The organism is Nitrosomonas sp. ANs5 (genome assembly GCF_050584665.1).
In the GTDB taxonomy this organism is placed as follows: Bacteria; Pseudomonadota; Gammaproteobacteria; order Burkholderiales; family Nitrosomonadaceae; genus Nitrosomonas.
This window is the reverse complement of the sequence record NZ_JBEUDO010000101.1, coordinates 1-3,618: the sequence shown is the minus strand read 5'-3', so window position 1 is coordinate 3,618 and position 3,618 is coordinate 1. Positions and strand designations below refer to the sequence as shown.

Genomic DNA, 3,618 nt, shown 5'->3' with positions numbered 1-3,618 from the left:
TGCTGAAGGTATATCCCCCCGTCGCGCCTATGTTTTCGGTATTTGGCGTATGCCATTCATATCCCGGGTAACGCTCTGTTCAAGTCATAGTGCGGCTCGGCCCTATAGCGAGCTGTGATAACGCATAGTGCACGAAGAACATACGCCGGCACCGAGAACTCTGGCACGACGGGTTAAAAACATAAAAATGAGCTAAATCGCATAACCGAGCTCTGTGCAATTCGTAGACAACAACACTAATCATGCGAATGAATAAAAGCTATCTCCAGGTCAGTCAGATTGTAGAATTTACTACAAAGTCCTTGCCCAAACTGAGTAGCGTGCGTTGTTTGTCCCGTTGGCCGATGGGCACCGATTCAATAATAAGGTAGGTGTGAGCCTTCTCGCTGATCAAGAGATTTAGTTTTTGTTCTTCGGATATACATGCCCAAAGCACTCAACAAAATAGACGAAAAGCTACCAAATCAGCTTAACGAAACTTACGTGTGTCACCGTACAGACCGTGATCAGTTTCATGTGTATCGTCCTAAATTGTGACGTGTAGATATCTTATGCGTTCTAATCATTGTGTTCTGGCAATCGCAAATATGACAGCAAGAACACTTACAAATAATGTTTTACAGGAGATGAATATGAATAACGAAAATAACGTTACCTTTAACGAGAACAGCAATGGACCTGGACCTCTTCTAATGGGTGCCAGCACGCTTATAGGAAATGAAGTCTGCAATCAAACGGGTGAAGACCTGGGTGACATTAAAGAAATTATGTTGGACACGTCGAACGGTAATGTTCGTTATGCAGTGCTGTCCTTTGGTGGTGTCCTTGGGATAGGAGAAAAGCTATTTGCGGTACCTTGGAAGGCATTAAATCTCGATACAGAAAACGAGCGCTTTGTGCTAAACGTAGATAAAGATCGCCTTAAAGATGCTCCGGGATTTGATAAAAATCACTGGCCTGATATGGCAGACAAGAACTGGGAGAATGAAATCCATTCTTACTATGGAACGAAGTTATAAATAGTTGGATTATCTGCATTTTTTATCGGTGATTCGCAAGAATATTTACGATAATTTTATGAAGATGACAGATATCTTCGTAAAAGCGAATAATTGAGCAAAATACTTGTCAACCGCTAATAAGACTAATTTTATGGCTCTTGCATCATTAGTTATCATGCCTATGAACCATTTTCAGTAATCATTCAGAGGTAACGGTAATCTCCGTAATTCAGTTGATCGGTGAGCAAGGCGCACCCTACGTCGACCGAATCGTTACCGACTCCCCCGTAGGGTGTGCCTTGCTCACCATAAAACTGGCAACGGGTGGTGCCGTGCTTTATGTTCCGGAAATTGTATAAAGGCATATTAATTATTGATTGTACAAATGGATTAAACCATATGGTTTTTAACAGCTATTGGTAAAAGAGCCAATATCATTAATTAGATAACCGTGAATAGTATCGCCGCACAGCTCGAATTCAAAATTAGAGGATGGAAACCGCTATGAAAACAACCGTAAACAAAGCTGTAGACACAGCATCTGAACTCACGCATGAAGCAGCTGATAAAGCCACCGATGTAACCAATCAGGCCGTGGATAAGCTTAGCGAGAAAGGAAAGCAACTGAAAAATGTTGAGCAACGATTGAGAAACGAATACTCCGAATATATTCGCGACAATCCATTGACATCAGTGGGTATTGCGATGGGCGTGGGTTTCTTGCTGAGCAAACTCCTCAGCAATCGCTAAATCGTCAAATATATTAATCCATGAACCGTAATTAGCATGCGGTTCAAATAAAAAAGGAAATTTATCATGGAAACAACTGTAGACAAAGTATCTGATTTAGCGCATGAAGCGGTCGACAAAGCCACCGATTTTACCAATCAGGGTGTGGATAAGCTTAACGAGAAAGGAAAGCAACTGAAAAATGTTGAGCAACGATTGAGGAATGAATACTCTGAATATATTCGCGATAACCCATTGACATCTGTGGGTATTGCAGTTGGAGTGGGTTTCGTTCTGAGCAGGCTGCTAAGCAATCGTTAAGCCGTCAAAATGATGGACTCAAAAAATACAATAAATGAGAAGCTGCTTGATGGGAAACCTGCCACGCACGGCAGTTCAAAGAAAGACTCTAGCGTGTTGGAAGATCTCCAGTCGTTATGGCAAGAACTACGCGAGCTAAGCCACGATCACATCCAACTCGCTACACTAGAAGCACAGTTGGCAGTTAAGGGGCTAGTGACCATGATCGTAGCAGGTGTGATGATGGTCATTTTGCTGAGTTTTGCTTGGTTAGGACTGGTTGCATCCATTGTCCTAGCATTGTATGAGTATGGTGTTGTAACAAACAGCGCCATACTAGTATTGCTTACTGTCGCTTTTAATTTATTGCTGGCGCTGATTCTCTTGGGTGTAATTCGCGGCAAGGGCCAGTATTTAAAATTTGCAGCGACGCTTCGTAGTCTTAAGCCCATGCAATCAGAACACCGCAATATGGAGAATAAGTGATGTCAGACTTAAAGTTTAAGCAAGAGCAGACTCAAGCATCTCTTATAACTCAAATCAGAAATGTGGAACAGCGGGTATTGGAACATCATCGGGTGGTCGGTATTAGCTCCGCTACATTGCTTAAAGAGATACAACAACAACTGACTTCCCCGTCAAGTTTGCTGCTAGCAGGCGGTATCGGATTTTTACTTAGTGAACTCACTAAGAGCAGATCTTCCAAATCTCATAGTACTGACGAAGATAAGTCACACGCCGCTAAGACCACACCTATTGATAGACTTTATCAGACAGCACTGAGCCTCATAGGTCCGGCCAATGCTTTGTATACCGCTTTTGCCGCTAATAAAAACCCTGAGCAAGTTGACAGGAGTGCAGAACATGATTCATGATTATTAAGCGTTTTGATTCTTGCACATACTTTTATTAGATTGTGACCCTGACTTTGACAGCATGCGAGACTAGACAGCTATTCTCAATTTCTTCAATTTGCCTGAAGATCATCGGCTGTTAGTCTTATGCTTGTCTGTATTTGTAATGACGCTGCCAACTAGGTGTTTAGTCCCACGGTGTGCTGTTGTAATATACAGCCAGCTACGGAGGGATAATTTATGGGACAGATACTGCATGGAAGCGCCCGCACGACAGAGGTCGTACGTCGAGCAATACAAAATAGTCAAGAGAACCTGAAGGCGTTGGCGGTGCGCCACGGCCTCAACGGTTCTGACCCTGGAGGAAGAAGCAGCCATTGTGACGTTCCGGCGTTATACGCTTTTACCTCTGGATGACGAGCTATAGTCAAATCTGGTGTACAGAGAATCAAGCGGCTACCTGCTTTTGATCTCCATTTTGTTTAACGCCGTTAACGAATTTCATGCCCCCAACAACATCGGCTAACAGTTTATAACCCCTCAATCGGAACCATTTTTTCTGTGCTGTTTCCATCAGCTTGAACGCCATGGTTAATGTTGTTGTCCTGCTGCCGCAGTTTTTGGTTCTGGCTGTCCTCAGCCTGACGGTAGCAAATACCGATTCAACCGGATTGGTCGTTCTGATATGCTTCCAGTTTTCTGCAGGATAATCGTAGAGCTTACTCAGAAATCCG

The 3,618-nt window shown here is 43.2% G+C and carries 6 protein-coding genes and 2 pseudogenes; 6 read left to right on the top strand and 2 right to left on the bottom strand.

All coding sequences use genetic code 11. The annotated features are described in order from the left end of the window. Positions 1–632 precede the first annotated feature (632 nt). Entirely contained in the window at positions 633–1,019 is a 387-nt protein-coding gene (locus ABTW62_RS13590; protein ID WP_430905113.1) for a PRC-barrel domain-containing protein, read from the top strand. 185 nt (positions 1,020–1,204) lie between these two features. Here ABTW62_RS13590 and ABTW62_RS13585 read toward each other — a convergent pair whose 3' ends face one another. Next, positions 1,205–1,366, bottom strand: coding sequence for a hypothetical protein (locus tag ABTW62_RS13585; protein ID WP_430905112.1), 162 nt, complete (start codon positions 1,364–1,366; stop codon positions 1,205–1,207). A gap of 139 nt (positions 1,367–1,505) precedes the next feature. Between ABTW62_RS13585 and ABTW62_RS13580 the strand changes: the two genes are divergently transcribed. The 5 genes and pseudogenes from ABTW62_RS13580 to ABTW62_RS13560 form a co-directional block, all read left to right on the top strand. Beyond that, complete coding sequence (locus ABTW62_RS13580; RefSeq protein ID WP_430905111.1) at positions 1,506–1,751, top strand: DUF883 family protein; 246 nt, start codon at positions 1,506–1,508, stop codon at positions 1,749–1,751. A gap of 66 nt (positions 1,752–1,817) precedes the next feature. Next, on the top strand, positions 1,818–2,051 hold the full coding sequence (locus tag ABTW62_RS13575; protein WP_430905110.1) for a DUF883 family protein: 234 nt from the start codon (positions 1,818–1,820) through the stop codon (positions 2,049–2,051). A 9-nt stretch (positions 2,052–2,060) separates the two neighbouring features. Then, positions 2,061–2,516, top strand: coding sequence for a phage holin family protein (locus tag ABTW62_RS13570; RefSeq protein ID WP_430905109.1), 456 nt, complete (start codon positions 2,061–2,063; stop codon positions 2,514–2,516). Further along, positions 2,516–2,905 carry a hypothetical protein gene (locus ABTW62_RS13565; protein ID WP_430905108.1) on the top strand — a complete coding sequence of 130 codons (390 nt, stop codon included), beginning with the start codon at positions 2,516–2,518 and terminating at the stop codon, positions 2,903–2,905. Before ABTW62_RS13570 ends, ABTW62_RS13565 begins: the two co-directional genes overlap by 1 nt. 219 nt (positions 2,906–3,124) lie before the next feature. Further along, positions 3,125–3,302: pseudogene (locus ABTW62_RS13560) on the top strand (IS481 family transposase); the annotation flags it as partial. Between the two features lie 30 nt (positions 3,303–3,332). On the opposite strand, the pseudogene ABTW62_RS13555 reads toward ABTW62_RS13560, so the two are convergent. Then, positions 3,333–3,618 (bottom strand): annotated as a pseudogene (locus tag ABTW62_RS13555) (IS256 family transposase); the annotation flags it as partial.